The 21794-nt window shown below is 68.3% G+C and carries 21 protein-coding genes; 18 read left to right on the top strand and 3 right to left on the bottom strand.

All coding sequences use genetic code 11. The features are described from left to right. Positions 1–60: 60 nt before the first annotated feature. The 15 genes from purD to HMPREF2886_RS14960 all read left to right on the top strand — a co-directional run bounded on the left by purD (position 61) and on the right by HMPREF2886_RS14960 (position 17223). Positions 61–1350 carry a phosphoribosylamine--glycine ligase gene (gene purD, locus HMPREF2886_RS15035; RefSeq protein WP_042170542.1) on the top strand — a complete coding sequence of 430 codons (1290 nt, stop codon included), beginning with the start codon at positions 61–63 and terminating at the stop codon, positions 1348–1350. 103 nt (positions 1351–1453) lie between these two features. Continuing rightward, a complete protein-coding gene (gene retS / locus HMPREF2886_RS15030) occupies positions 1454–4282 on the top strand; it encodes a hybrid sensor histidine kinase/response regulator RetS (RefSeq protein WP_039027779.1) in 2829 nt (942 codons plus the stop codon). 349 nt (positions 4283–4631) lie between these two features. Continuing rightward, a complete protein-coding gene (locus HMPREF2886_RS15025; RefSeq protein ID WP_003095417.1) occupies positions 4632–5225 on the top strand; it encodes a MarC family protein in 594 nt (197 codons plus the stop codon). Positions 5226–5649: 424 nt separating this feature from the next. Next, positions 5650–6915 carry an urea ABC transporter substrate-binding protein gene (urtA, locus tag HMPREF2886_RS15015; protein ID WP_070747733.1) on the top strand — a complete coding sequence of 422 codons (1266 nt, stop codon included), beginning with the start codon at positions 5650–5652 and terminating at the stop codon, positions 6913–6915. A 158-nt stretch (positions 6916–7073) separates the two neighbouring features. Beyond that, positions 7074–8663: an urea ABC transporter permease subunit UrtB gene (gene urtB, locus HMPREF2886_RS15010; protein WP_039027777.1), complete on the top strand. Its 1590-nt coding sequence runs from the start codon at positions 7074–7076 to the stop codon at positions 8661–8663. Continuing rightward, positions 8660–9739 (top strand): urea ABC transporter permease subunit UrtC, encoded by a 1080-nt coding sequence (urtC, locus tag HMPREF2886_RS15005; protein WP_023436330.1) that lies wholly within the window; start codon positions 8660–8662, stop codon positions 9737–9739. The genes urtB and urtC overlap by 4 nt, the downstream gene beginning before the upstream one ends. Next, on the top strand, positions 9736–10593 hold the full coding sequence (gene urtD, locus HMPREF2886_RS15000; RefSeq protein ID WP_023126687.1) for an urea ABC transporter ATP-binding protein UrtD: 858 nt from the start codon (positions 9736–9738) through the stop codon (positions 10591–10593). The genes urtC and urtD overlap by 4 nt, the downstream gene beginning before the upstream one ends. Before the next feature lie 137 nt (positions 10594–10730). Then, on the top strand, positions 10731–11429 hold the full coding sequence (urtE, locus tag HMPREF2886_RS14995; RefSeq protein WP_033967943.1) for an urea ABC transporter ATP-binding subunit UrtE: 699 nt from the start codon (positions 10731–10733) through the stop codon (positions 11427–11429). Between the two features lie 83 nt (positions 11430–11512). Further along, positions 11513–11965: a GNAT family N-acetyltransferase gene (locus tag HMPREF2886_RS14990; RefSeq protein ID WP_033967941.1), complete on the top strand. Its 453-nt coding sequence runs from the start codon at positions 11513–11515 to the stop codon at positions 11963–11965. 8 nt (positions 11966–11973) lie between these two features. Continuing rightward, positions 11974–12816 carry an urease accessory protein UreD gene (locus HMPREF2886_RS14985; RefSeq protein ID WP_033967940.1) on the top strand — a complete coding sequence of 281 codons (843 nt, stop codon included), beginning with the start codon at positions 11974–11976 and terminating at the stop codon, positions 12814–12816. Between the two features lies 1 nt (position 12817). Further along, positions 12818–13120 carry an urease subunit gamma gene (locus tag HMPREF2886_RS14980; RefSeq protein ID WP_003099389.1) on the top strand — a complete coding sequence of 101 codons (303 nt, stop codon included), beginning with the start codon at positions 12818–12820 and terminating at the stop codon, positions 13118–13120. Positions 13121–13128: 8 nt separating this feature from the next. After that, a complete protein-coding gene (locus HMPREF2886_RS14975; protein ID WP_003099390.1) occupies positions 13129–13647 on the top strand; it encodes an L-methionine sulfoximine N-acetyltransferase in 519 nt (172 codons plus the stop codon). A 15-nt stretch (positions 13648–13662) separates the two neighbouring features. Next, positions 13663–13968, top strand: a complete 306-nt coding sequence (locus tag HMPREF2886_RS14970) for an urease subunit beta (RefSeq protein WP_003095450.1) — start codon at positions 13663–13665, stop codon at positions 13966–13968. A 68-nt stretch (positions 13969–14036) separates the two neighbouring features. Beyond that, the gene (ureC, locus tag HMPREF2886_RS14965) at positions 14037–15737 is read left to right on the top strand and encodes an urease subunit alpha (RefSeq protein WP_033967939.1); all 1701 of its coding nucleotides are present in this window, start codon (positions 14037–14039) and stop codon (positions 15735–15737) included. A 118-nt stretch (positions 15738–15855) separates the two neighbouring features. Next, entirely contained in the window at positions 15856–17223 is a 1368-nt protein-coding gene (locus tag HMPREF2886_RS14960; protein WP_042170556.1) for a hypothetical protein, read from the top strand. A 9-nt stretch (positions 17224–17232) separates the two neighbouring features. Here HMPREF2886_RS14960 and HMPREF2886_RS14955 read toward each other — a convergent pair whose 3' ends face one another. Continuing rightward, positions 17233–17499, bottom strand: coding sequence for a DksA/TraR family C4-type zinc finger protein (locus tag HMPREF2886_RS14955; protein WP_003099395.1), 267 nt, complete (start codon positions 17497–17499; stop codon positions 17233–17235). Between the two features lie 125 nt (positions 17500–17624). Between HMPREF2886_RS14955 and HMPREF2886_RS14950 the strand changes: the two genes are divergently transcribed. Both HMPREF2886_RS14950 and HMPREF2886_RS14945 read left to right on the top strand, forming a co-directional pair. Further along, a complete protein-coding gene (locus tag HMPREF2886_RS14950; protein WP_083318559.1) occupies positions 17625–18239 on the top strand; it encodes a hypothetical protein in 615 nt (204 codons plus the stop codon). Between the two features lie 100 nt (positions 18240–18339). Continuing rightward, positions 18340–19086, top strand: coding sequence for a hypothetical protein (locus HMPREF2886_RS14945; protein WP_057388180.1), 747 nt, complete (start codon positions 18340–18342; stop codon positions 19084–19086). Positions 19087–19092: 6 nt separating this feature from the next. Here HMPREF2886_RS14945 and HMPREF2886_RS14940 read toward each other — a convergent pair whose 3' ends face one another. Further along, positions 19093–19956, bottom strand: a complete 864-nt coding sequence (locus tag HMPREF2886_RS14940; RefSeq protein ID WP_003121125.1) for an isocitrate lyase/PEP mutase family protein — start codon at positions 19954–19956, stop codon at positions 19093–19095. A gap of 207 nt (positions 19957–20163) precedes the next feature. Here HMPREF2886_RS14940 and HMPREF2886_RS14935 point away from each other — a divergent pair, with 207 nt between their 5' ends. Further along, positions 20164–21429 carry an Hsp70 family protein gene (locus tag HMPREF2886_RS14935; protein ID WP_058018177.1) on the top strand — a complete coding sequence of 422 codons (1266 nt, stop codon included), beginning with the start codon at positions 20164–20166 and terminating at the stop codon, positions 21427–21429. Between the two features lie 187 nt (positions 21430–21616). Here the strand turns inward: HMPREF2886_RS14935 and HMPREF2886_RS14930 are convergent. Continuing rightward, on the bottom strand, positions 21617–21794 hold a 178-nt coding region (locus HMPREF2886_RS14930; protein ID WP_256562538.1), incomplete at its 5' end, for a PsiF family protein.

The raw sequence follows: 21794 nt of genomic DNA, 5'->3' as shown, positions 1-21794 counted from the left end.
CGAATTTCACGCAGGGCGGATAACGCGGCGCGTTACCCGCCGTTGCGCCAGGAGAACCCCATGAACGTACTCATCATCGGCAGCGGCGGTCGCGAACATGCCCTGGCCTGGAAAGTCGCCCAGGACCCGCGCGTGGCGAAGGTCTTCGTCGCCCCGGGCAACGCCGGCACCGCCACCGAGGCCAAGTGCGAGAACGTCGCCATCGACGTGCTGGCCCTGGAGCAACTGGCCGACTTCGCCGCGAAGAACGTCCAGTTGACCATCGTCGGTCCCGAGGCGCCGCTGGTGGCAGGCGTGGTCGACCTGTTCCGCGAGCGCGGCCTGGATATCTTCGGCCCGACCGCCGGCGCCGCCCAGCTGGAAGGCTCGAAGGCCTTCACCAAGGACTTCCTCGCCCGCCACCGGATTCCCACCGCCGCCTATCGCAACTTCACCGAGGTCGAGCCGGCCCTGGCCTACCTGCGCGAGCAGGGTGCGCCCATCGTCATCAAGGCCGATGGCCTGGCCGCGGGCAAGGGCGTGATCGTCGCCATGAACCTGGACGAAGCCGAAGCCGCCGTGCGCGACATGCTCGCCGGCAATGCCTTCGGCGACGCCGGCTCGCGCGTGGTGATCGAGGAGTTCCTCGATGGCGAGGAGGCCAGCTTCATCGTCATGGTCGACGGCAAGAACGTGCTGCCGATGGCCACCAGCCAGGACCACAAGCGCGTCGGCGATGGCGACAGCGGGCCGAACACCGGCGGCATGGGCGCCTACTCGCCGGCACCGGTGGTCACCGCCGAGGTCCACCAGCGGGTGCTGGACGAAGTGATCTACCCGACGGTGCGCGGCATGGCCGAGGAAGGCAACGTCTATACCGGCTTCCTCTATGCCGGCCTGATGATCGACAAGAGCGGCGCGCCCAAGGTCATCGAATTCAACTGCCGCTTCGGCGACCCGGAAACCCAGCCGATCATGGTCCGCCTGGAGTCCTCCCTGGTCCTGCTGGTCGAGGCCGCCCTGGCCAAGGCGCTGGACAAGGTCGAGGCGACCTGGGACCCGCGTCCGACCGTAGGCGTGGTACTGGCCGCCGGCGGCTATCCGGGCGACTACGCCAAGGGCGAGGTCATCGAAGGCCTGGCCGAGGCCGCCGCGCTGGACGGCAAGGTGTTCCACGCCGGCACCGCGCTGAAGGATGGCCAGGTGGTCACCTCCGGCGGCCGCGTGCTCTGCGCTACCGCCATCGGCGAGAGCGTGTCCGCCGCCCAGCAACAGGCCTATCGCCTGGCCGAGAAGATCCGCTGGAACGGCTGCTTCTACCGCAAGGACATCGGCTACCGTGCCATCGCCCGCGAGCGCGGCGAGTCCTGACCCGGCCCGAGGCCGCGGGCGCTGCACGGCGCTTCCGCGGCCTATGCCGTTGCCACGGCCACTTGTCTATAATCCGGCCATTCACCTTCGAAGGGACTTCGCCGTGGTACGGCTTCGGATCGCCATAGGACTACTCGTCAGCTTCCTGCTGCTTCTGCTCGGTCCGATGTCGCCGGCGGTCGCGGACGACTCCGGCGTTTCCAGCGTTCCCCTGCAAACCACCGCCACTACCCCCAGCGCCAACCAGAACTGGCGCCTGCTGCGCGACGAGAGCGCGCAACTGCGGATCGCCGACGTCCTCCAGCGCAAGGAGCAGTTCCGCCCACTGGCCAAGCGCTCCTTCATCTTCCCCGCCAGCACCCAGGCGGTCTGGCTGCAAGTCCAGCTTCCCGCGCAGAAGGTGCCGAGCTGGCTGTGGATCTTCGCCCCGCGGGTGCAGTACCTGGACTACTACCTGGTGCAGGACGGGCAACTGGTGCGGGACCAGCACACCGGCGAGTCGCGACCGTTCCAGGAGCGCCCGCTGCCCTCGCGCTCCTACCTGTTCTCGCTGCCGGTCGACGGCAGGCCGATGACCCTGTACGTGCGGATGACCTCCAACCATCCGCTGATGGCCTGGTTCGACCAGATCAACGAAGCCGGCCTGGTCGGCCTGGAGAAGCCCGCCTACGCGTTCGGCATGCTGCTCGGCGGCATGCTCCTGCTGCTGATGTACAACCTGATCCGCTTCGCCTACTCGCGCAGCGCCAGCAGCCTGTGGCTGGCGGCGGTGCACGCGGCGCTGGCGGTCTGCGCCGCGGCGAACCTTGGGCTGGTGGCGTTCTGGCTGCCGGGACTCAAGTTCAACCAGTCGCTGACCGCCGACCTCGGCGCCCTCGGCGCCGCGGTGAGTCTGCTGTGGTTCGCCTGCAGCTTCTTCCGCGGCACTGCGGAAAGCCGCCTGAACCGCCTCCTGCAAGGCGAGGCGCTGTTGATCCTGGCGGTCGGCGCGATCATCGCCTTCACCCAGCAACTCTGGTTCAGCTGGCTGATCTACCTGCTGGTGATCCTCAGTTCGCTCAGCGTCCCGCTGGTCGCGGCCTGGCACTGGTATCGCGGCTACCAGCCGGCGCGCCTGATCGTTGCCGGGATGATCGTGTTCAACGCCGGCTTCATGGTGTTCCTGCCGGTACTGTTCGGCACCAAGCAACTCGATCCGGGCTGGCTGGTGCTCGGCGTGTTCAGCTTCGCCACCCTCGCCGGGCTGGTCCTGAGCGTCTCGCTCACCGAACGCCAGCGGCTGATCCAGCAGCTCAACCTGCAACAGCGCACCAGCGAGGCGGCGCACACCGCGGAATTGCAGACCAAGGCCGAGTTCCTGGCCAAGATCAGCCACGAGATCCGCACGCCCATGAACGGCGTGCTGGGGATGACCGAACTGCTCCTCGGCACCCCGTTGTCGGCGAAGCAGCGCGACTACGTGCAGACCATCCACAGCGCCGGCAACGAGCTGCTCACGCTGATCAACGAGATCCTCGACATCTCCAAGCTGGAGTCCGGGCAGATCGAGCTGGACGAAGTGCAGTTCGACCTCAACGCGCTGATCGAGGACTGCCTGGATATCTTCCGGGTCAAGGCCGAGCAACAGCGCATCGAGCTGATCAGCTTCACCCAGCCGCAGGTGCCGCGGGTCATCGGCGGCGATCCGACGCGCCTGCGCCAGGTGGTCCTGAGCCTGCTGGACAACGCGTTCAAGCAGACCGAGGAAGGCGAGATCCTGCTGGTGGTGGCCCTCGACGACCAAGGCGAGACGCCGCGCCTGCGCATCGCCGTGCAGGACAGCGGCCACCCGTTCGACGCCAAGGAGCGCGAGGCGCTGCTCACCGCCGAGCTGCACAGCGGCGACTTCCTTTCCGCCAGCAAGCTCGGCAGCCACCTCGGCCTGATCATCGCCCGCCAACTGGTGCGGCTGATGGGCGGGGAGTTCGGCATCCAGTCCGGCAGCAGCCAGGGCACCACCCTGTCGCTGACCCTGCCGCTCGACCCGCAGCAGCTGGAGAACCCCACCGCCGATCTCGACGGCCCGCTGCAGGGCGCCCGGCTGCTGGTGGTGGACGACAACGAAACCTGCCGCAAGGTGCTGGTGCAGCAGTGCAGCGGCTGGGGCCTGAACGTCAGCGCGGTGTCGTCCGGCAAGGAGGCGCTGGCCCAGTTGCGCACCAAGGCGCACCTGCGCGAGTACTTCGACGTGGTCCTGCTCGACCAGGACATGCCCGGCATGACCGGCATGCAACTGGCGGCGAAGATCAAGGAAGACCCCAACCTCAACCACGACATCCTGCTGATCATGCTCACCGGGATCAGCAACGCGCCGAGCAAGATCATCGCCCGCAACGCCGGGATCAAGCGCATCCTGGCCAAGCCGGTGGCCGGCTACACGCTGAAGGCGACCCTCGCCGACGAACTCGCCCAGCGCGGCGTCAGCGGCGTCACCAACTACCTGCAACCGGCCAAGGAAGCGCAGGCGCCGAGCCTGCCGAGCGATTTCCGGATCCTCGTCGCCGAAGACAACAGCATCTCCACCAAGGTCATCCGCGGCATGTTGAACAAGCTCAACCTCCAGCCGGACACCGCCAGCAACGGCCAGGAAGCGCTCAGCGCGATGAAGGCGACCCAGTACGACCTGGTGCTGATGGACTGCGAGATGCCGGTTCTCGACGGCTTCTCCGCCACCGAGCAGCTCCGCGCCTGGGAAGCCCACGAACAGCGCCCGCATACCCCGGTGGTGGCGCTCACCGCGCACATCCTCAGCGAACACAAGGAACGCGCGCGGCTGGTCGGCATGGACGGGCACATGGCCAAGCCGGTGGAGCTGTCGCAATTGCGCGAGCTGATCGCCTACTGGGTCGGCGAACGCGACCGTCGCCGCCAGGGCGACGCCCTGCCCTCCTGAGGACAGCGACGCTCTCCGGCGCTGCACCCGGTCTCCGCCACGGCGGATAACCGCACACGGTTGTTCGCCCTACGCTCCGGTGGTCCCGCCTCCCGTAGGGCGCATAACGCCAACGGCGTTATCCGCCGATACCGCCACTTCCGCCACGGCGGATAACCGCACGCGGTTATACGCCCTACGCCCCGATGGTCCCGCCTCCCGTAGGGCGCATAACGCCAACGGCGTTATCCGCCGACACCCTGCCTCGTTGTCACATGCCACGCGAACCGGCATATTGCCAACCCGCCGGACATCGCGCCGGCCCGTCGCACGCTATGCTCATGCCCACCCCCGGACCGGAAGCGCCTCCATGCATTTGCTGTTCAGCGTCTACCTGAAGATGCTGGTGCTCTATAGCCCCTTCTTCGTGCTGTCCTGCTTCATCAGCCTCAGCCGCGGCTTCGGCCCGCGCGACCGCAAGCGCATGGCCTGGCGGGTGGCCCTGGCGGCGCTGATCGCCAGCGTCGCGCTGTACCTGTTCGGCCGCTACATCTTCATCCTCTTCGGCATCACCGCCGACGCCTTCCGCATCGGCGCCGGCAGCGTGCTGTTCATCTCCGCGCTGGGCATGGCCCAGGGCCGCGCGGCGGTGCAGAGCGACAACGTGCAGCAGGACGTGACCATCGTCCCGCTGACCATTCCTCTCACCGTCGGCCCCGGCACCATCGGCGCGCTGCTGGTGATGGGCGTCGGCCAGGGCTGGGAGGCCAAGCTGATCTCCCTGGTGGCGATCTTCCTCGCCTGCCTGACCCTCGGCACCACGCTCTATCTTTCCGACCGCATCGAACGCCTGCTTGGCGACCAGGGGCTACAGATCGTCAGTCGCCTGATGGGCCTGTTCGTCTGCGCACTGGCGGCGCAGATCATCGTCACCGGCCTGAAGGGTTCGCTGTTCCCAGGCTGAGCGCACCAGCCTGAGGCGGACGCCCTGGATGCCGTACCCGGACGCACCGCGATGGTGCCATGGAGGAGCGGCGGCGCTCCCAGGGATGCGCCGCCGGCGATAGAGAGGGAGGTCAGCGCGACGCCTGCCCTTCCGGAGCCCACGGCACCTTCTCCGTCGATATCCGGCGAAAACCCGTTGAAAACGCCGCCTTCCCCGGCATAGCCAGGCCTGCTCGGCATGCTTTCCCGGAGACTCGCGGCGTCTTTTCGCCGACCGATACCGGCCAGCGCCAAGAAGAGGCACAGCCTTTGCTCTGGAGCCTCGACGAAGAGATCCAGGCCGCAGTGCGCACCCCGCCGTCCACCGGACGGATGCCCGACGACAAGCACGACGCCTCCTGAAAACTGCCGCCCCGACCGCTGGTGAATGGAGAACAACACCAATGAAACGTCGCAGTCTGCTCAAGGCCTTCACGCTGTCCGCGTCCATCGCTTCCATGGGCCTGTCCTGGTCCATCCAGGCCGCCGAAACCATCAAGGTCGGCATCCTCCACTCGCTGTCCGGGACCATGGCGATCTCCGAGACCTCGCTGAAGGACATGGCCCTGATGACCATCGACGAGATCAACGCCAAGGGCGGGGTCAACGGCAAGAAGCTGGAGGCGGTGGTGGTCGATCCCGCGTCGAACTGGCCGCTGTTCGCGGAAAAGGCCCGCCAGTTGCTGACCCAGGACAAGGTCGCGGTGGTCTTCGGTTGCTGGACCTCGGTGTCGCGCAAATCCGTGTTGCCGGTGTTCGAGGAACTCAACGGATTGCTGTTCTACCCGGTCCAGTACGAGGGCGAGGAACTCTCGCCGAACGTCTTCTATACCGGCGCGGCGCCGAACCAGCAGGCGATCCCGGCGGTGGAGTACCTGATGAGCGAGGACGGCGGCGGCGCCAGGCGCTTCTTCCTGCTCGGCACCGACTATGTCTACCCGCGCACCACCAACAAGATCCTGCGCGCCTTCCTGCGCAGCAAGGGCGTGGACGACAAGGACATCCAGGAGGTCTACACGCCGTTCGGCCACAGCGACTACCAGACCATCGTCGCCGACATCAAGAAGTTCGCCGCAGGCGGCAAGACCGCGGTGGTCTCCACCGTCAACGGCGACTCCAACGTGCCCTTCTACAAGGAACTGGCCAACCAGGGCCTGGAAGCCACCGAGGTGCCGGTGGTGGCCTTCTCCGTAGGCGAGGAAGAACTGCGCGGCATCGACACCAAGCCGCTGGTCGGCAACCTCGCGGCATGGAACTACTTCGAGTCGGTGAGCAATCCGGTCAACGAGAAGTTCGTCGCCGACTGGAAAGCCTACGCCAAGGCGAAGAACCTGCCGAACTACGCCACCGCGGTGACCAACGACCCCATGGAAGCCACCTACGTCGGCATCCACATGTGGGCGCAGGCCGTGGAAAAGGCCGGCAGCACCGAGGTCGACAAGGTTCGCGAGGCGATGGCCGGGCAACGCTTCAAGGCGCCATCCGGCTACACGCTGGTCATGGACAAGAGCAACCACCACCTGCACAAGCCGGTGATGATCGGCGAGATCCAGGACGACGGCCAGTTCGAAGTGGTCTGGAAGACCCCCGAGCCGCTTCGCGCGCAACCCTGGAGCCCGTTCATCCCGGGCAACGAGAAGAAGCCGGAGCATGCGCTGAAGAGCAACTGAGTTCTGCCGTGAAGAACCCTGCTCCCCTGACCAGGCGTTCCCCTGAACGGAACGGGAACGCCCCGGTCGCGCGCCGAACGGCCCCCTCGCCCTTCAGGGAGAGGGCGGGGGAGAGGGGCAACGACCGGCCACACCGCACGTCGCCCAGGAACCCCAGCATGCCCCTTGCCCTCCTCACCCGCCCGCTCCAGGCCTGTGTCCTGGTCCTGGCCACCCTTCTCGCAGTGGCGGCCCACGCCGGACCGGCGCAGGACTTCGCCGCTGCCGACAACGGCGCTCGCGCCCACCTGCTCGAACACTGGGCGGCGACGCCCGACGCCGGTCGCCTGGCCTTTCTCGAAGCGCTGCGCCACAACCGCATTGCGCTGGACAGCCGCCAGCAGCCATTCCTCCTCGGCGCCGACCAGCGTTTCCAGGCCGCCGAAGGCGACGCCCTGCCGGACGGCGAGCCGAAGCCGCTGCGCCTGAACAATCGCCTGCGCGGCCTGCTCAACACCGCCCTGGCCAGCCACCAGTTGGTGGCCAACGAAGTACCGCTGCGGCTGGCCGCCGCGCAGCAGTTGCAGAAGACCGCCAAGGCCGCGCAACGGCCGCTGCTCGAAGCGCGCCTGCGGATCGAGAGCGACGCTGGCGTGAAGGAAGCCCTCGGCCTGGCCCTGGCCAACCTGCAACTCGGCGATCCCGACCCGGCGCTACGCCTTTCCGCCGTGCGCCTGCTCGGCGAGTCCGGCGATCCGCTGGCGCGAACCCGCCTGGAGAACCTGCTCGACCCGGCGGTAGAACCGGAGGAAGGCGTGCGCATCGCCGCCGCCACCAGCCTGGCCCAGGTCAAGCGCCGGCTGCTGGTCGGCGACCTGCTCGGCCAGGCCTTCAGCGGCCTGTCGCTGGGCTCGATCCTGTTGCTCGCGGCGCTCGGCCTGGCGATCACCTACGGCCTGCTCGGGGTGATCAACATGGCCCACGGCGAAATGCTCATGCTCGGCGCCTACTCCACCTACGTGGTGCAACTGCTGTTCCAGCGCCTGGCGCCGGAATGGCTGGCGCTCTACCCGTTGCTGGCGCTACCGGTGGCGTTCTGCGTCAGCGCCGCCATCGGCATGGCCCTGGAGCGCACGGTGATCCGCCATCTCTACGGCCGGCCGCTGGAAACCCTTCTCGCCACCTGGGGCATCAGCCTGGTGCTGATCCAACTGGTACGGGTGCTGTTCGGCGCGCAGAACGTCGAGGTAGCCAACCCGGCCTGGCTGTCCGGCGGCATCCAGGTGCTGCCGAACCTGGTGCTGCCGTGGAACCGCATCGTCATCATCGGCTTCGCCCTGTTCGTCCTGCTCCTCACCTGGCTGCTGCTGAACCGCACGCGGCTCGGCCTGAACGTCCGCGCGGTGACCCAGAACCGCAACATGGCGGCCTGCTGCGGGGTGCCCACAGGGCGCGTGGACATGCTCGCCTTCGGTCTCGGCTCGGGCATCGCCGGGCTCGGCGGGGTGGCCCTGTCGCAGGTCGGCAACGTCGGCCCGGACCTCGGTCAGGGCTACATCATCGACTCCTTCCTGGTGGTGGTGCTCGGCGGCGTAGGCCAACTCGCCGGCAGCGTCCTCGCCGCCTTCGGCCTCGGCGTGGCGAACAAGATCCTCGAACCGCAGATCGGCGCGGTGCTGGGCAAGATCCTGATCCTCGCGCTGATCGTCCTGTTCATCCAGAAACGCCCGCAGGGACTGTTCGCCCTGAAAGGGAGGGTCATCGATTGAACCAGCCACTCACCGTCACCCTCGCCCGCAAGGCCGGCGGCCGCGTCACCGCTATCGCGCTCGGCGCAGCCTTCGCCACGCTGCTGGCCATGCCGCTGCTGCACCTGCTGCCGGCGGACAGCGCGCTGCACCTCTCGGCCTACAGCCTGACCCTGACCGGCAAGATCCTCTGCTACGCCATCGTCGCCCTCGCCCTCGACCTGGTCTGGGGCTACGCCGGCCTGCTGTCCCTCGGCCACGGGCTGTTCTTCGCCCTCGGCGGCTACGCCATGGGCATGTACCTGATGCGCCAGGCTTCCGGCGACAGCCTGCCGGCGTTCATGACCTTCCTTTCCTGGAACGAACTGCCCTGGTACTGGGCCGGCACCCAGCACTTCCTCTGGGCGCTGTGCCTGGTGGTGCTGGTGCCCGGCGCGCTGGCCTTCGCCTTCGGCTACTTCGCCTTCCGCTCACGGATCCGCGGCGTGTACTTCTCGATCATGACCCAGGCCCTGACCTTCGCCGGCATGCTGCTGTTCTTCCGCAACGAGACCGGTTTCGGCGGCAACAACGGCTTCACCGACTTCCGCAGCATCCTCGGCTTCCCGATCACCGCGCCGGGCACCCGCGCCGCCCTGTTCCTCGCCACCGTCGCGCTGCTCGCGGCCAGCCTGCTGCTCGGCTGGCGCCTGGCGCGGAGCAAGTTCGGCCGGGTCCTCACCGCGCTGCGCGACGCCGAGAACCGCCTGATGTTCTGCGGCTACGACCCGCGCGGCTACAAGCTCTTCGTCTGGACCCTGAGCGCGGTGCTCTGCGGCCTCGCCGGCGCGCTGTTCGTGCCGCAGGTGGGGATCATCAACCCCAGCGAGATGTCGCCGACCAACTCCATCGAGGCCGCCGTCTGGGTCGCCCTCGGCGGACGCGGCACCCTGCTCGGCCCGCTGCTCGGCGCCGGCGTGGTGAACGGCGCGAAGAGCTGGTTCACCGTGGCCTTCCCGGAGTACTGGCTGTTCTTCCTCGGCGCGCTGTTCATCGTCGTCACCCTGTACCTGCCGCGCGGCCTGCTCGGCCTGCTGCGCAAGGAGAAGGAGCAATGAGAGCCACCCCGCACCTGATGCTCGAACCGGCCTTCCACCCCGGCCTCGATACCGCCGGCAGCGGCCGCGACGCCATCGGCCTGGGCGCCGCCACCAGCGGCCGGCTGGATGCGCGCCACGGCACCATCCTCAGCCTGGAAGACATCAACGTCAGCTTCGACGGCTTCAAGGCCCTGCGCGACCTGACCCTGTACATCGGCGTCGGCGAATTGCGCTGCATCATCGGCCCCAACGGCGCCGGCAAGACCACCCTGATGGACGTGATCACCGGCAAGACCCGCCCGCAGAGCGGCACCGCGTATTTCGGCGACACCCTCGACCTGACCCGCATGAGCGAGGTGCAGATCGCCCAGGCCGGGATCGGCCGCAAGTTCCAGAAGCCCACGGTGTTCGAGGCCCTGAGCGTGTTCGAGAACCTCGAACTGGCGCAGAGGGCCGACAAGTCGGTGTGGGCCAGCCTGCGCGCGCGGCTCGACGGCACGCAGAGGGAACGCATCGAGGAGGTGCTCGCCACCATCCGCCTGCTGGAGTCGCGGCAGCGTCCGGCGGGTTTGCTGTCCCACGGCCAGAAGCAGTTCCTCGAGATCGGCATGCTGCTGGTGCAGGAACCGCAGTTGCTGCTGCTCGACGAGCCGGTGGCGGGCATGACCGATGCCGAGACCGAATTCACCGCCGAGCTGTTCAAGTCCCTGGCGCGCAAGCACTCGCTGATGGTGGTGGAGCACGACATGGGTTTCGTCGGCAGCATCGCCGACCATGTCACCGTGCTGCACCAGGGCCACGTGCTGGCCGAGGGCTCGCTGGCGGAGGTACAGGCCGACGAACAGGTGATCGAGGTCTACCTCGGTCGCTGACGCCAGCCATCCGCTCGGCGGGTAGCGCCTGCCAAGTGGCGCCCGTCGCGCAGGGCGAATGACCGCTCGCGGTTATCCGCCGAGCGAGGTTGGGGAATCGCAGTGAAGAACCATCACGGGACAAATGGAAGAGAACCATGCTGCAAGTCGACAAGCTCCACCAGTACTACGGCGGTAGCCATATCCTCCGTGGCCTGAGCTTCGAGGCGAAGGTCGGCGAGGTAACCTGCCTGCTCGGTCGCAACGGGGTGGGCAAGACCACCCTGCTGCGCTGCCTGATGGGCCTGGTCCCGGCCCGCGAGGGCCAGGTCGCCTGGGAAGGCCGTTCGCTCAGCGGTCTCAGGCCGCACCAGCGGGTCCGCGCCGGGATCGCCTACGTGCCGCAGGGACGGGAAATCTTCCCCCGGCTGACGGTGGAAGAGAACCTGCTGATGGGACTGTCCCGTTTCAGCGCCAGGGACGCCCGGGCGGTGCCGGACTTCATCTACGAGCTGTTCCCGGTCCTGCGCGAAATGAAACAGCGCCGCGGCGGCGACCTCTCCGGCGGCCAGCAGCAGCAACTGGCGATCGGCCGCGCCCTGGCCAGCCAGCCGCGACTGCTGATCCTCGACGAACCCACGGAAGGCATCCAGCCATCGGTGATCAAGGAGATCGGCGCGGTCGTCCGCAGCCTGGCGGCGCGCGGCGACATGGCGATCCTGCTGGTCGAGCAGTTCTACGACTTCGCCGCCGAACTGGCCGACCAATACCTGGTGATGGCGCGCGGCGAGATCGTCCAGCAGGGCCGCGGCCGCGACATGGAGAACGAGGGCGTGCGCGGGCTGGTGGCGATTTGAACGGACTGGGACACACTGCCGCTGGCGCAACCGGGGCCTGCACTGGCAATCTCTATGCCCTCGTCTTTCCGCAGGAGGTCGAAATGACCGTCACTCTGCGCCCGGCCGTCCAGGCCGACGCGGGCTTCGCCGCGCTCTGCGTCGCCGCCGCCTATGCCCCGTGGATCGCGGTAATCGGCCGCAAGCCCTGGCCGATGACCCAGGACTACCACGAGGTGATCGCCAGCGACCGGGTCCTCATCGCCGAGCACGACGGCCAGCCGGTCGGCCTGCTGGTGACCCGGGAAACCGCCGACGGCTTCCTCGTCGACAACCTCGCCGTGCTTCCCGAATGCAAGGGCCGGGGCATCGGCCGACAACTGCTGGAGCGCGCCGAGCGCGACGCGACGAGCCTCGGCTACCGCTCGCTGTACCTCTACACCAACGAGCGGATGACGGAAAACATCGCGCTCTACGCCAGGGTCGGCTACCTCGAATACGAACGCCGCCAGGAAGAGGGATTCCGCCGCGTGTTCATGCGCAAGGCCCTGGCCTGACCCGACCGATGACCGCCGCCCTCCCCGACCTGAGCTTCCACCCCGCCTGGCACGCCCAGCTGGAGCTGGCCTACGCCCGCGCCGGCGACGCCACCCGCCCGGTGACGCGGCGCCACACCGGACCGCTGCGGGTGCAGAAGCACCTCTACGCCGAAGGCCCGGAAGTCTGCCAGCACATCCTCGTGCATCCGCCCGGCGGCATCGCCGGCGGCGACAGCCTGGCCTTCGACGTGCGCCTCGGCGAACGCGCCTGGGCCCAGCTCACCAGCCCCGGCGCGGCCAAGTGGTACCGCGCCGCCTGCCCGTCGCGGCAGACCCTGGAGATCCACCTGGAGCCCGGCGCCACCCTGGAATGGCTGCCGCAGGAAACCATCGTCTTCGCCGGCGCCCAGGCCGAACTGGAAACCCGTATCCAGCTGCGCGGCGACGCCCGCCTGTTCTACTGGGACATGGTCGCGCTCGGCCGCCCGGCCAGCGGCGAGCGCTTCGCCAGCGGCCACTTCGTCGCGGCCCTGGACATCCGTCGCGACGACCGCCTGCTCTGGCACGAGCGCCAGCGCATCGACGGCGGCGACCGCCTGCTCGACTCGCCGATCGGCCTCGCCGGGCATCCGGTGCTGGCGACCCTGGTCGCCAGCGGCGAGATCGACACCGACCTGCTGCAACGCTGCCGCGCGCTCCCCTGCGCCGGCCGCGGCAACCTCAGCCAGTTGCCCGGAGGCCTGCTGGTGGCGCGCTGCCTGGCCGACGAGGCACTGCACGCGCGAGCCTGGCTGATCGAACTCTGGCGCCTGCTGCGGCCGGCGCTGCTCGGCCGCGAGGCCGTTCCCCCACGCATCTGGAGTACCTGAGATGGACTTGTCCCCCCGCGAGAAAGACAAGCTGCTGATCTTCACCGCCGGCCTGCTCGCCGAGCGCCGGCTGGCGCGCGGTCTCAAGCTGAACTACCCGGAGGCGGTGGCGCTGATCTCCGCCGCCCTGCTGGAGGGCGCGCGCGACGGCCGCAGCGTCGCCGAGCTGATGCACTACGGCACCACCCTGCTGAACCGCGAGCAGGTGATGGAGGGCGTGCCGGAGATGATCCCGGACATCCAGGTGGAAGCCACCTTCCCCGACGGCACCAAGCTGGTGACCGTCCACCAGCCCATCGCCTGAGGCCGGCCATGAGCGCTTCGATCCGCGACGCCGGCGTCGCCGACCTGCCCGGCATCCTCGCCATCTACAACGACGCCGTGGGCAATACCACGGCGATCTGGAACGAAACCCCGGTGGACCTGGCCAACCGCCAGGCCTGGTTCGACACCCGCGCCCGCCAGGGCTACCCGATCCTGGTGGCGAGCGACGCCGCCGGCGAAGTGCTCGGCTACGCCTCCTACGGCGACTGGCGGCCCTTCGAGGGCTTCCGCGGCACCGTCGAGCACTCCGTCTACGTGCGCGACGACCAGCGCGGCAAAGGCCTCGGCGTGCAACTGCTGCAGGCGCTGATCGAACGTGCGCGGGCACAGGGCCTGCACGTCATGGTGGCCGCCATCGAAAGCGGCAATGCCGCCTCGATCGGCCTGCACCGGCGCCTCGGCTTCGAGATCAGCGGGCAGATGCCGCAGGTGGGCCAGAAGTTCGGCCGCTGGCTCGACCTGACCTTCATGCAACTGAACCTCGACCCGACGCGCAGCGCGCCCTGAGCCCAAGGAGCCCCCATGATCCCCGGTGAATACGACATCCAGCCCGGCGATATCGAACTCAACGCCGGCCGCCGCACCCTCGCCCTGAGCGTGGCGAACACCGGCGACCGGCCGATCCAGGTCGGCTCGCACTACCACTTCTTCGAGGTCAACGACGCCCTCGCCTTCGACCGTCCGGCCACCCGAGGCATGCGCCTGAACATTGCCGCCGGCACCGCGGTGCGCTTCGAACCGGGGCAGAGCCGCGAGGTGGAGCTGGTGGAAATCGGCGGCGGACGGCGGGTATACGGCTTCGCCGGGCGGGTGATGGGGGACCTCTAGGGCCCGTTCCCAACTGGCCAGGTCCGAGGAAAGACAGCGAACACCGACGATCGCCAAAGGAGCGTTCGATGAAAATCAGCAGACAAGCCTACGCCGACATGTTCGGCCCCACCGTCGGCGACCGCGTGCGCCTGGCCGACACCGACCTGTGGCTGGAGGTGGAACGGGACTTCACCGTCTATGGCGAGGAAGTGAAGTTCGGCGGCGGCAAGGTCATCCGCGACGGCATGGGCCAGAGCCAGCTGGGCGCGGCGCAGGTGGTCGACACGGTGATCACCAATGCGCTGATCCTCGACCACTGGGGCGTGGTCAAGGCCGACGTCGGTCTCAAGGACGGGCGCATCCAGGCCATCGGCAAGGCCGGCAACCCGGACATCCAGCCCGGGGTGAACATCGCCATCGGCGCCGGCACCGAGGTGATCGCCGGCGAGGGCATGATCCTCACCGCCGGCGGCATCGACACGCACATCCACTTCATCTGCCCGCAGCAGATCGAAGAGGCGCTGATGAGCGGGGTCACCACCATGATCGGTGGCGGCACCGGCCCCGCCGCCGGGACCAACGCCACCACCTGCACCTCCGGTCCCTGGCACATGGCGCGGATGCTCCAGGCCGCCGACGCCTTCCCGATGAACATCGGCTTCACCGGCAAGGGCAACGCCAGCCTGCCGCTGCCGCTGGAGGAGCAGGTGCTCGCCGGCGCCATCGGCCTTAAGCTGCACGAGGACTGGGGCAGCACCCCGGCGGCGATCGACAACTGCCTGGAGGTCGCCGAGCGCCACGACATCCAGGTGGCGATCCATACCGACACCCTCAACGAATCCGGCTTCGTCGAGACCACCCTCGGCGCCTTCAAGGGCCGCACCATCCACACCTACCACACCGAGGGCGCCGGCGGCGGCCACGCACCGGACATCATCAAGGCCTGCGGCTTCGCCAACGTGCTGCCCAGCTCGACCAACCCGACCCGGCCGTTCACCCGCAATACCATCGACGAGCACCTGGACATGCTGATGGTCTGCCACCACCTCGACCCGGCCATCGCCGAGGACGTGGCCTTCGCCGAGTCGCGCATCCGCCGCGAGACCATCGCCGCCGAGGACATCCTCCACGACCTCGGCGCGTTCAGCATGATCAGCTCCGATAGCCAGGCCATGGGCCGGGTCGGCGAAGTGATCACGCGCACCTGGCAGACCGCCGACAAGATGAAGCGCCAGCGCGGCCGCCTCGACGGCGACGGCGCGCGCAACGACAACTTCCGCGCCAGGCGCTACATCGCCAAGTACACCATCAACCCGGCGATCACCCACGGCATCAGCCACGAAGTGGGTTCCATCGAGCCCGGCAAGTGGGCCGACCTGGTGCTCTGGCGCCCGGCCTTCTTCGGCGTCAAGCCGAGCCTGATCCTCAAGGGCGGAGCCATCGCCGCCAGCCTGATGGGCGACGTCAACGGCTCGATCCCCACCCCGCAGCCGGTGCATTACCGGCCGATGTTCGCCAGCTACGCCGGCAGCCGCCACGCCACCAGCCTGACCTTCGTCAGCCAGGCCGCCTTCGCCGCCGGCGTGCCGGAGCAGCTCGGCCTGCGCAAGGCCATCGGCGTGGCCAGGGGCTGTCGCGACGTGCGGAAGACCGACCTGATCCACAACGGCTACCTGCCGACCATCGAGGTCGACGCGCAGAACTACCAGGTACGCGCCGACGGCCAGTTGCTCTGGTGCGAACCGGCGGACGTGCTGCCGATGGCGCAGCGCTATTTCCTGTTCTGATTCCCACGCGACGGGTCCCGGCGCCACGCCGGGACGTCGACCGCTCCGTTCGGACAGCTTGGCTTGTCGGCGCTAGCGGCGACAATGGCGCCTCCCCGCAGCCACTGGTAGTCCGCCCATGTCGTCATCGCCTCGCCACGCCTCCGCCACCACGCCGCTCCTGGTCAAGGCCTTCCGGGCGGCAGCCGCCATCGTGGTGAGCTACTTCCTCTACTGGACCTACCAGCTCTACCAGTACGGCGAGATTCCCATCAGCAAGAAGGACGTGATGCTGCGCCAAGCCATCCTCGCGCGCTTTCCGGCGGACTACGAGGTGGAGATCAAGGGCGCCGACCTGCTCGGCTTCGGCGAGAAATTCCTGGTTGCCTACGGCAATCGGCGCTTCGTCGGCAAGGCCTTCGCCATGGACGACCAGGTCATCGAGCGCCTGGAGCGGAACCAGGGACGGACCAACCTGCCGCTGGTGAAGGTGTTCTACATCGCCGAACCCGGCCTCCTCTCCTCGCTGCTCAACCTCTCCCCGTTCCTGGACATCCAGAAGAACATGGTCGAGCTGAGCCTCCGGGAATACCGGAAGATCCAGTTGGTCCCCTTCGATCCGGACGCGAAGCGGAAACCGCGCGAGCAGTTCGAAACCGATTATGCCTTCCCCCAACTGTTCAGCCTCAGCCAACTGGAAGTCGCCGACTACGACGGCGACGGCCGCGACGAACTGCGCCTGGGCTACCTGTCCTACTCCGGCGGCTCGGGAGGGACGCGCTGGTCGGTCATCTACGATATGAAGGACGGCAGGCTGGCCGCCCATACCGGCTATCCGGAAATGCTCAACATCGATGTGGCCAGGTTCATCCAGGCCGTCAACCTGTACGCCGGCCTCGACGGCACCCTGCCGCGCGACCAGCGGCAACTGCAAAACGTGGTCGGCCGAAGCAGCGAGCGCTTCGCGCTGACCGCCGCGGAGCGCCAGGCACTGGTCGCCGACCCGCCGCAGCGGGACGACTACGCCAGGGTCCTGATGAGCCTTTCGCCGCGCTCGCCCTACGCCCCCGATCGCTTCATCGACCTCGGCGATGGCAGCCGACTGACCCTGGCCCCGCGCCATACCGACGATTACTCGACCTTCCTCGACATCGGCGGGAAGAAAATCTTCGTCGAAGCCTTCTACGTCGACGACGACGCCTGCCACTGGTGCGAGCATCGCTGGCGAGTGATGGCCTTCCACTACGACGACGGCCGCTGGATATCGGACCGCACCATCAACGGCGACAGCTTCAATGGGCAATGGCTGCGCAACGCGGAGCCGCTGGGCCTCAACGATGTCTTCGGCACCTACCGCGACCAGGGCCCGGCGGGCCTGGCCTGGTCCTTCATCGACCCGCGCTGGACCGCCTCCAGCCAGCATGACATGGACGATCCGCTAGGGGTGGGGATGCGCACCCTGTCGCCGGTGGAGCAATGGGTGAAGGAACGCTATCGGGAAAACTGAGGCAGGCCTTCAGCGCAACTGGCTGTCCTTGCTGCCGCGGCGGTTGTAGCCGCTGAACTTCGCCTGTTCCCTGTCGTGCTCGGCCTGGCAGTTGACGCACAGGCGTACGCCGGGAATCGCCCGGCGCCGCGCCTCGGGGATGGTCGCGTCGCACTCTTCGCAATGGGTCAGGCTCTCGCCACGGGGCAACTGGCTGCGCGCACGAGCGATGGCATCCTCGATCGTGCTGTCGATCTGTTCCTGCACCGCACCGTCGTTCGCCCACCCGCTGGCCATGACTGACTCCTCTGGCTGAAACCCTGGAACCTCCAGATATGGGCGTTCGCCCGCGGCTTTGCAAGGGCGGCGCGACCATCGGCCTGGCGTGGCACAATCGCCAGCCAAGCCTGAAGGTACACCGCATGATGGGACTGTTCCGCCGCCTCGCCCGCCTGATCGACCAGGGCCGCCAGCTCGACGCCGCGCTCGCCTGCGATCCGTTCGCCCTGCCGGCGCCGGAGAACCGCTATAGCATCCGGCAACTGCACGGCCTGTACCCGCGCCGTCATCCCGGTCTCTACGCACCGCTGCTCGGCAGCCTGGCGCTGCTGCTCGGTGCCGCGCCGCTGGGTCTTGCCGCGCTGCGCCTGGCATTGCCGGAGGCTCCTTTGCGGCCGCTGGGCTGGCTCTCCGCCCTGCCGCTGCTGGCGGCCTGGCTGTGGCTGATCGCCCTGCTCTCCCGCGGCGCCAGCCTCGGCCCGCGCCTGGCCCGCGACGCCAGCCTGCTGCTGGTCGGCGCCGGACTCCTGCTGCGTCTGGCCAGCAGCGAGACGTCGGGCCTGGTGGCACTCGGCGGCGGCGCCTGCGCCTGGCTGCTGTTCAACAGCCGGGCGATGCAACGCTACATGGAACTGGTCTACGCCCAGCGCCTGTACCGCGCCCAGTCGGCCAACCGCCCCGGTTCGGCGCAGCGGCGCCTGGCCAACCAGGCCGCCTACCGCGAACGCAAGCGACGCGAGCGCTCCGGGCGATCCTGAGCCAGACTGTCGCCCTGCGACCTTCTGCGCATTGGCGGGCGCCGCCGCCAGCGCGTAGGGTTACGCGCTCTCTCTCCTCGGCCTCAAGGACGACCCGGACATGAAGATCGACTCAGCCTCCAGCTCTCCGAGCCTGGCCCAGAGGCAGCTGATGACCCGCACTCCCGACCAGGATTTCCAGCGCGACTTCCAGGCCGCCTACGCGCGACTTGCGGGCGCCGCCGAAGGCAGCACGGAGCAGGCCGAGGCGCTGGCCGACACCCTCGGCGCCACCCAGCTGGAATACAGCCGGGTGCGCGGCGTCAGCCTGGAAGACCAGTTGCGCTTCGCCCATGTGCTCAACCGCGCCTGCGAAAACGGCGCGCAACTGGACGCCCGCGGCTTCCTCACCCGCCTGGGCGCCGACGACCTGCAGGCGCTCCAGCGCAACATGGGCCTGGCCGAGCCGATCCGGGTCGAGGCGCTGAGCGAGGAAGGCGCGCGCAACCTGCTGCTGCCGGAAGGCTACAGCGTCGACCTGGACGGCGACGGCATCACCGAGGTGGGCGCCGCGAAGATCCGCCACTTCCCGCCGCGCGACGCACCGCAGGCCTTCCTCGACCAGTGGCTGGCACTCACCGCCGGCATGGACGGCGCCGCCTATTCGAACGCCCGCGACGGGTTGCAATGGGCTTTCGACATCCGCGCCATGGCCGGCCAGCCCCTGGCCACCGACCAGTTGGCCAGCTACCGTACGGCGGTGGACGACTACCTGGGCATGCTCGCCGAGCACCGCCACGCCCTGGTTCCCGGCCAGTATGAACGCGACCTGCCGCTGTACCAGGCGCTGCGCCAGCGCCTGGCCTGAGGTCGCCTACTCTTTGACTTCCATGTAGTCGCGGGCCCAGGCCTGGTATTCCTCGGGGAAGGTGTACTTCTTCGACAGCTCCGAGGCGGTCAGGTCCGAGGCCACCGCCCCGCGCTCCTCGCGCAGGCAGTCGTAGGTCGCCTTGATCGCGGCGAAATAGGCGGCGTGGCCGTTGACCACGACACGCACGCCGAGCCGCGCCAGGCGGGCATCGTCGCGCAGTTGCGGATTACCGTAGGTGACCAGCATCAGCGGGATGTGCAGGTGCTCGGCGATCGCCTCGAGGTGGGCGAAGTCGCGCACGCCGACCAGGCAGATACCATCGGCGCCGGCTTCCTGGTAGGCCAGGGTGCGCTGGATCACCGCATCGACGTCGATCAGTTCGGCGTTGGTCCGGGCAATGATGGTCAACGCCGGGTCGACCCTCGCCTCCAGGGCCGCGCGGATCTTGCCGACGCCCTCCTCGACGCAGATCAGGTCGGTGGACTTGCGCCCGAACTGCGCCGGCAGCAGGGTGTCCTCGATGGTCAGCGCGGCGATTCCGGCGCGCTCCAGTTCGACCACCGTACGCATCACGTTCAACGCGTTGCCGTAGCCGTGGTCGGCGTCGGCGATCACCGGCAGGCGCGCCACCCGGCCGATGCGGGTGGCCTGCTCGACGAATTCGCTGAGGGTGATCAGGGCGAAGTCCGGCGCCGCCAGGACCTGCAGGGAAGCCACCGAACCGCCGAGGATGCCGCACTCGAAGCCGAGGTCGGCGGCGATGCGCGCCGACATGGGGTCGAACACGGAAGCGGTGTGGTAGCAACGGGAGGAGTCCAACAGCGCGCGAAACATCGCACGCAACTCATGGTGTGAGGCTCTATGCATGGCGAAATCCAGGACAACACGGCAAGACGGAGTGGGAAAGCAGCGCCAACATAGCACCATGCGCAGGCCCCTTGGCAAATCCGTATACAAAGGTCGGGGCGGCCCGCACGGACGTACCAGGACACTTCCTGCCGATCGCCGGCGGTGAAATCCACGACGCTCTCGCATACACTGCGCGGCCGTTTTTTTCCCGGACCGTTTCGCGCCATGAACCCGAGCACCGCCGCCCGCGCCCTGGGCATCGATTTTGGCACCTCCAACTCCACCGTCGGCTGGTGGCGGCCGGAGGTCGAACCGCTGATCGCGCTGGAGGACGGCAAGATCACCCTTCCCTCGGTGGTGTTCTTCAACGTCGAGGAGCGCCGCCCGGTCTACGGCCGTCAGGCGCTCGGCGAGTACCTGGAGGGCTACGAGGGCCGGCTGATGCGCTCGCTGAAGAGCCTGCTGGGCTCCAAGCTGCTGAAGAGCGAGACCACCGTGCTCGGCAGCGCCCTGCCGTTCAAGGACCTGCTCGGCCTGTTCATCGGCCAGCTCAAGGCGCGCGGCGAGGCCGCCGCCGGGCAAGCCTTCGACGCGGTGGTGCTGGGTCGCCCGGTGTTCTTCGTCGACGACGACCCGGAGGCCGACCGCGAGGCCCAGGACACCCTGGTGCAGGTGGCCAACAAGCTCGGCTTCAAGGAGGTTTCCTTCCAGTACGAACCGATCGCCGCGGCCTTCGACTACGAGCGCGGCATCCAGCGCGAGGAACTGGTCCTGATCGTCGACATCGGCGGCGGCACCTCGGACTTCTCCCTGGTGCGCCTGGCGCCGGAGCGGCGCAACCTGGCCGAGCGCCAGGACGACATCCTGGCCACCGGCGGCGTGCACATCGGCGGTACCGACTTCGACAAGCAGCTCAGCCTGGAAGGCGTGATGCCGCTGTTCGGCTACGGCAGCCGGATGAAGAGCGACGCCTTCATGCCCACCAGCTACCACCTGAACCTGGCCACCTGGCACACCATCAACGCGGTGTACGCGCAGAAGTCGCAATTGGCGCTGAAGAACATGCGCTACGACATCGTCGACAGCACCGGCATCGACCGCCTCTTCAGGCTCATCGAGGAACGCGCCGGGCACTGGCTGGCGATGCAGGTGGAAGACAGCAAGATCCGCCTGACCGAAACCGAGCGCCTGCACCTCTCGCTGGAGCGCATCGAGGCCGGGCTGGGCGTGGAGCTGACCCGTGGGCTGTTCGAGCACGCCGTCGACGGACTGCTGGAGCGCGTGCGCAACAGCGTCGCGCAACTGCTGGCCTCGGCCGGGGTCGACCCGGACCGGGTCGACACGGTGTTCTTCACCGGCGGTTCGAGCGGCATTCCGGCGCTGCGCCGGAGCGTCTCGGCGATGCTGCCCAACGCCCGTCATGTCGAGGGCAACCTGTTCGGCAGCATCGGCAGCGGCCTGGCCATCGAGGCGAAGAAGCGCTACGGCTGAGCCACCCTGGCCGCGCCCCTGCCCTAGGGTGGATAAGGTCACACCGGGCCCGCCATGGCGGATAACCGCGAGCGGTTATTCGCCCTACGCCAAGACCACGCCACATCCGTCCGCAGGGTGGATAACGCCACAGGCGTTATCCGCCGCCACACCGAACCCGCCAAGGTTCACCCGACGAGGGCGGGGCTCACTTCTTCAGGCAGGTGCTCATGAACGCCTTGCGTTCGTCGCCCTTGAGCGCCTTGGCGGTAGCGTCGGCGTTGCAGCTCTTCATCTTCTCCTGCTGGGCGGTGGCCTTGCCGCCGGCAGGCGCGCCGGCCTTCAGGCAGCCGCTCATGAACGCCTTGCGTTCGTCGCCCTTGAGC

Source organism: Pseudomonas sp. HMSC066A08, assembly GCF_001813025.1.
GTDB lineage: Bacteria > Pseudomonadota > Gammaproteobacteria > Pseudomonadales > Pseudomonadaceae > Pseudomonas > Pseudomonas aeruginosa.
Note: the sequence above shows the minus strand (reverse complement) of the source record. Positions and strands in the feature narration are given on the sequence as shown.

Coding starts and splice junctions, on each gene's coding strand:
- purD (WP_042170542.1), top strand. CDS start 61: ATGAACGTACTCATCATCGGCAGCGGCGGTCGCGAACATGCCCTGGCC.
- HMPREF2886_RS15025 (WP_003095417.1), top strand. CDS start 4,632: ATGCATTTGCTGTTCAGCGTCTACCTGAAGATGCTGGTGCTCTATAGC.
- urtA (WP_070747733.1), top strand. CDS start 5,650: ATGAAACGTCGCAGTCTGCTCAAGGCCTTCACGCTGTCCGCGTCCATC.
- urtB (WP_039027777.1), top strand. CDS start 7,074: ATGCCCCTTGCCCTCCTCACCCGCCCGCTCCAGGCCTGTGTCCTGGTC.
- urtD (WP_023126687.1), top strand. CDS start 9,736: ATGAGAGCCACCCCGCACCTGATGCTCGAACCGGCCTTCCACCCCGGC.
- urtE (WP_033967943.1), top strand. CDS start 10,731: ATGCTGCAAGTCGACAAGCTCCACCAGTACTACGGCGGTAGCCATATC.
- HMPREF2886_RS14990 (WP_033967941.1), top strand. CDS start 11,513: ATGACCGTCACTCTGCGCCCGGCCGTCCAGGCCGACGCGGGCTTCGCC.
- HMPREF2886_RS14985 (WP_033967940.1), top strand. CDS start 11,974: ATGACCGCCGCCCTCCCCGACCTGAGCTTCCACCCCGCCTGGCACGCC.
- HMPREF2886_RS14980 (WP_003099389.1), top strand. CDS start 12,818: ATGGACTTGTCCCCCCGCGAGAAAGACAAGCTGCTGATCTTCACCGCC.
- HMPREF2886_RS14975 (WP_003099390.1), top strand. CDS start 13,129: ATGAGCGCTTCGATCCGCGACGCCGGCGTCGCCGACCTGCCCGGCATC.
- HMPREF2886_RS14970 (WP_003095450.1), top strand. CDS start 13,663: ATGATCCCCGGTGAATACGACATCCAGCCCGGCGATATCGAACTCAAC.
- ureC (WP_033967939.1), top strand. CDS start 14,037: ATGAAAATCAGCAGACAAGCCTACGCCGACATGTTCGGCCCCACCGTC.
- HMPREF2886_RS14960 (WP_042170556.1), top strand. CDS start 15,856: ATGTCGTCATCGCCTCGCCACGCCTCCGCCACCACGCCGCTCCTGGTC.
- HMPREF2886_RS14955 (WP_003099395.1), bottom strand. CDS start 17,499: ATGGCCAGCGGGTGGGCGAACGACGGTGCGGTGCAGGAACAGATCGAC.
- HMPREF2886_RS14950 (WP_083318559.1), top strand. CDS start 17,625: ATGATGGGACTGTTCCGCCGCCTCGCCCGCCTGATCGACCAGGGCCGC.
- HMPREF2886_RS14945 (WP_057388180.1), top strand. CDS start 18,340: ATGAAGATCGACTCAGCCTCCAGCTCTCCGAGCCTGGCCCAGAGGCAG.
- HMPREF2886_RS14940 (WP_003121125.1), bottom strand. CDS start 19,956: ATGCATAGAGCCTCACACCATGAGTTGCGTGCGATGTTTCGCGCGCTG.
- HMPREF2886_RS14935 (WP_058018177.1), top strand. CDS start 20,164: ATGAACCCGAGCACCGCCGCCCGCGCCCTGGGCATCGATTTTGGCACC.